Genomic DNA, 5,362 nt, shown 5'->3' with positions numbered 1-5,362 from the left:
AAAAACAAGATTCCCCTCTCTTCCTTTTGAAGGGAAAAGAGGGGAATACAAGCAAAAAAAGGCGGCGACCTACTCTCCCACTGTGACGCAGTACCATCGGCGCGGCGAGGCTTAACGGCTCTGTTCGGAATGGGAAGAGGTGGAACCCTCGCGCTATAACCACCTGAAAAAAGGTTATGACATGAGAAAAAAGAAAAAAACAAGGCTAAAAGAATATACCAAACAAAAGGGATTCTTAAATAAAAGGACCTCTAAAAGAAGAAAAGTCCAAAGAAAAAAAACTCCCGAAAAGAAAGAATACGGGCAATTAGTAATGCTCGGCTGAGGATGTCGCCAACCGTACACCTGCATCCTATCAACGTTGTAGTCTACAACGGCCCTGAAAAAGAAATCTAATCTTGCGGCTGGCTTCGTACTTAGATGCTTTCAGCACTTATCCAATCCCGACGTAGATACCCAGCAATGCACCTGGCGGCACAACTGGCAAACCAGAGGTCGGTCCAACACGGTCCTCTCGTACTAGTGTCAGAACCACGCAAATTTCAAACGCCCACGATAGATAGAGACCGAACTGTCTCACGACGTTCTGAACCCAGCTCGCGTGCCACTTTAATGGGCGAACAGCCCAACCCTTGGGACCTTCTCCAGCCCCAGGATGTGACGAGCCGACATCGAGGTGCCAAACCCCTCCGTCGATATGAGCTCTTGGGAGGGATCAGCCTGTTATCCCCGGAGTACCTTTTATCCTTTGAGCGATGTCCCTTCCATACGGAAACACCGGATCACTATGCTCTAGTTTCCTACCTGATCGACTTGTAAGTCTCCCAGTCAAGCGCCCTTATGCCATTACACTCTGCGGACGGTTACCAATCGTCCTGAGGGCACCTTTAGAAGCCTCCGTTACGCTTTTGGAGGCGACCACCCCAGTCAAACTACCCACCAAACAGTGTCCTCGAATCAACCGAGTTAGAACTCAAATAACCAAAGGGTCGTATTTCAACAGCGACTAACGCAAAACTGGCGTCATGCGATCAAAGTCTCCGACCTATCCTACACATCAATTACCCAAATTCAATGTTAAGCTATAGTAAAGGTTCACGGGGTCTTTTCGTCCCATCGCGGGTAATCGGCATCTTCACCGATACTACAATTTCACTGAGCTCACGGTTGAGACAGTGTCCAGATCATTACACCATTCGTGCAGGTCGGAACTTACCCGACAAGGAATTTCGCTACCTTAGGACCGTTATAGTTACGGCCGCCGTTTACCGGGGCTTCAATTCAAACCTTCTCATTGCTGATGAGCTCTCCTCTTAACCTTCCGGCACCGGGCAGGTGTCAGGCTGTATACGTGATCTTTCAATTTTGCACAGCCCTGTGTTTTTGTTAAACAGTTGCCTGGACCGATTCTCTGCGCCCGCCGTCGCCGGCGGGACCCTTTATCCCGAAGTTACAGGGTCAATTTGCCTAGTTCCTTAACCGTGAATCACTCAAGCGCCTGAGTATATTCAACCCGACTACGTGTGTCCGTTTGCGGTACGGGTACCTGCAGGATGAAATGTTTAGCGGATTTTCTTGGGAGTATGATTACACGCACTATTGGATTGCCCCGAGGGGCGCTCCATACTATCGAGCGTCGACTCACGCGGTGGATTTGCCTGCCGCGATCAGCATCTAAACTCTTCAACGGACTATTCCGTCAGTCCGCGGCGCTGTCACGCCTCCGTCTCCACGTCACTCCTGAAGGTAGTACAGGAATATTAACCTGTTCTGCCATCGGCATCGCCCATCGGCTGAGCCTTAGGACCCGACTAACCCTGATCCGATTAGCGTTGATCAGGAAACCTTAGTCTTACGGCGAGGGGGGTTCTCACCCCCTTTATCGTTACTTATACCTACATTTGCGTTTCCACACGCTCCAGAGAAGCTCGCGCTTCGCCTTCAACGCAGAGTGGAATGCTCCCCTACCGATGTATAAATACATCCCACGGCTTCGGTAAATCGCTTAATGCCCGATTATTATCCACGCCAAACTCCTCGACTAGTGAGCTGTTACGCACTCTTTAAATGAATGGCTGCTTCCAAGCCAACATCCTAGCTGTCTTAGCAATCTGACTTCGTTAGTTCAACTTAGCGATTATTTGGGGACCTTAGCCGGTGGTCCGGATTCTTCTCCTTTAGGACATGGACCTTAGCACCCATGCCCTCACTCCCGGGATATAACTAATGAGCATTCGGAGTTTGTCAAGACTTGATAGGCGGCGAAGCCCTCGCATCTTATCAGTCGCTCTACCTCTCATTAGAAAAAAACCCGAGGCTGCACCTAAATGCATTTCGGGGAGTACGAGCTATCTCCAAGTTTGATTAGCCTTTCACCCCCACCCTCAGCTCATCCGGAAGCTTTTCAACGCTTATCGGTTCGGTCCTCCAGTCAGTGTTACCTGACCTTCAACCTGGCCAAGGGTAGATCACTTGGTTTCGCGTCTACTACTTCCGACTAAACGCCCTGTTAAGACTCGCTTTCGCTTCGGCTACGGGAATCAATTCCCTTAACCTGGCCGGAAAAAGTAACTCGTAGGTTCATTATGCAAAAGGCACGCCGTCACACAAAAAAAATGTGCTCCGACCGCTTGTAGGCGCATGGTTTCAGGGACTATTTCACTCCTCTGTTCGAGGTGCTTTTCACCTTTCCCTCACGGTACTGGTTCACTATCGGTCTCTCGGGAGTATTTAGCCTTACCGGATGGGCCCGGCAGATTCACGCAAGATTTCTCGTGTCCCGCGCTACTCAGGATACCACTAGGCTTCATTTGGCTTCATATACGCAACTATCATGCTCTATGGTTGAACTTTCCAGAACATTCTATTCACCAAACATCATGCCAAAACGTGGTCCTACAACCCCGACGGTGCCGTAACACCGACGGTTTGGGCTAATCCCCGTTCGCTCGCCACTACTGGGGGAATCATTATTATTTTCTGTTCCTGCAGGTACTAAGATGTTTCAGTTCCCTGCGTTAGCCTCCTGATAAAAAAATACAGGATAATGCGCCTTCAACGCATTGGGTTGTCCCATTCGGAAATCCGCGGATCAAAGGTTATTTGCACCTACCCGCAGCTTATCGCAGCTTATCACGTCCTTCATCGCCTCCGAGAGCCAAGGCATCCGCCATGCGCCCTTAACTACTTTCTTTTCAAATACACACATCTTCCAAATGCCCCCGGGGAAAAAACCGGAAACAAAAAAAGAGGCGGTTTGATATATACTTTTAGCTCTTTTCGTTTTTTACTTTTTGTACATCATGTCAAAGATCGGATGTCGCACAACGGCCGGATTGAAAAAAAACAATACGAACCGGGCAACAAGAGTGGAGAATAACGGATTCGAACCGTTGACCCCCTGCGTGCAAAGCAGGTGCTCTAGCCAGCTGAGCTAATCCCCCCGAAAACAAACGTTCGAAGTAGTCCCAGGCAGAGTTGAACTGCCGACCTCTACATTATCAGTGTAGCGCTCTAACCAACTGAGCTATAGGACTGTCAGTCAACCGCGGCCTGATAACAAAGACAGGCTCGGCGTCTTTCTTCTCTCTTGTATTATTTACATCAATATCTATAAATAAACAAGTACAAGCGGTACATAATAAAAAACCGAAAATAGGTCTCAAAAATAAAGAGAGCGAAAACCGAAGGCATCGCTCCAGAAAGGAGGTGTTCCAGCCGCACCTTCCGGTACGGCTACCTTGTTACGACTTAGCCCCAATCACCAGGTTTACCCTAGGACGATCCTTGCGGTTACGTACTTCAGGTACCCCCGGCTTTCATGGCTTGACGGGCGGTGTGTACAAGGCCCGGGAACGTATTCACCGCGCCGTGGCTGATGCGCGATTACTAGCGAATCCAGCTTCACGAAGTCGGGTTGCAGACTTCGATCCGAACTGAGAGGAGTTTTACGGATTGGCATCACGTCGCCGTGTAGCAACCTGCTGTGCTCCCCATTGTAACACGTGTGTAGCCCCGGACGTAAGGGCCGTGCTGATTTGACGTCATCCCCACCTTCCTCGCATCTTACGACGGCAGTCTCTTTAGAGTCCCCAGCAAAACCTGATGGCAACTAAAGATAAGGGTTGCGCTCGTTATGGCACTTAAGCCGACACCTCACGGCACGAGCTGACGACAACCATGCAGCACCTTCACGCTGGTCCGAAGAAAATACCGTTTCCGGTAAAAGCCAGCGCAATTTAAGCCCGGGTAAGGTTCCTCGCGTATCATCGAATTAAACCACATGTTCCTCCGCTTGTGCGGGCCCCCGTCAATTCCTTTGAGTTTCACCGTTGCCGGCGTACTCCCCAGGTGGAATACTTAACGCTTTCGCTTGGCCGCTTACTGTGTATCGCAAACAGCGAGTATTCATCGTTTACTGTGCGGACTACCAGGGTATCTAATCCTGTTTGATACCCGCACTTTCGAGCATCAGTGTCAGTGCCGGTCCAGTGAGCTGCCTTCGCAATAGGAGTTCTTCGTGATATCTAAGCATTTCACCGCTACACCACGAATTCCGCCCACCTATACCGTACTCAAGAAAACCAGTATCAACTGCAATTTTAAGGTTGAGCCCCAAACTTTCACAGCTGACTTAATATCCCACCTACGCTCCCTTTAAACCCAATAAATCCGGATAACGCTCGCATCCTCCGTATTACCGCGGCTGCTGGCACGGAGTTAGCCGATGCTTATTCATAACGGTACATGCAATAAGGTACCCGTACCTCATGTTATTCCCGTATAAAAGAAGTTTACAACCCAGAGGGCAGTCATCCTTCACGCTACTTGGCTGGTTCAGACTTCCGTCCATTGACCAATATTCCTCACTGCTGCCTCCCGTAGGAGTTTGGACCGTGTCTCAGTTCCAATGTGGGGGACCTTCCTCTCAGAACCCCTATCCATCGAAGGTTTGGTGGGCCGTTACCCCGCCAACTGCCTAATGGAACGCATCCCCATCGGTTACCGGAATCCTTTGGCGTATCAATCAGGAGAAAGATACACAACATCGGGTATTAATCTTTCTTTCGAAAGCCTATCCCCGAGTAACCGGAAGGTTGGATACGTGTTACTCACCCGTGCGCCGGTCGCCATCAAATATTGGCAAGCCAATATTCATGCTGCCCCTCGACTTGCATGTGTTAAGCCTGTAGCTAGCGTTCATCCTGAGCCAGGATCAAACTCTTCATTGTAAAAGTATCTTGTCAAGTCAAACCGAAAAAACGGAAGACTTAAAAAAATCATTGCTCTGATCAGGATGCCGTACGATTTATCGACTCTCAATCTTGAAAAAAATACCTGAACAAAAACCTTCGCAAAAAAA

2 tRNA genes and 3 rRNA genes are annotated in these 5,362 nt (G+C 49.4%); all 5 read right to left on the bottom strand.

Annotation, left to right across the window (positions count from 1 at the left end):
- Nucleotides 1-56: 56 nt before the first annotated feature.
- The 5 genes from rrf to GGR07_RS13640 all read right to left on the bottom strand — a co-directional run bounded on the left by rrf (nt 57) and on the right by GGR07_RS13640 (nt 5,231).
- Nucleotides 57-167: ribosomal RNA gene (gene rrf / locus GGR07_RS13660) — 5S ribosomal RNA — on the bottom strand.
- Between the two features lie 119 nt (nt 168-286).
- Nucleotides 287-3,194 (bottom strand): 23S ribosomal RNA (locus GGR07_RS13655).
- A 175-nt stretch (nt 3,195-3,369) separates the two neighbouring features.
- Nucleotides 3,370-3,443 (bottom strand) — tRNA-Ala (locus GGR07_RS13650).
- Nucleotides 3,444-3,462: 19 nt separating this feature from the next.
- Nucleotides 3,463-3,536 (bottom strand) — tRNA-Ile (locus GGR07_RS13645).
- A 165-nt stretch (nt 3,537-3,701) separates the two neighbouring features.
- Nucleotides 3,702-5,231 (bottom strand): 16S ribosomal RNA (locus GGR07_RS13640).
- The 16S, 23S and 5S rRNA genes sit together here with 2 tRNA genes alongside, the layout of an rRNA operon.
- Between the last annotated feature and the right edge of the window lie 131 nt (nt 5,232-5,362).

Source organism: Bacteroides pyogenes, assembly GCF_014196225.1.
Lineage (GTDB): Bacteria > Bacteroidota > Bacteroidia > Bacteroidales > Bacteroidaceae > Bacteroides > Bacteroides pyogenes_A.
Note: the sequence above shows the minus strand (reverse complement) of the source record. Positions and strands in the feature narration are given on the sequence as shown.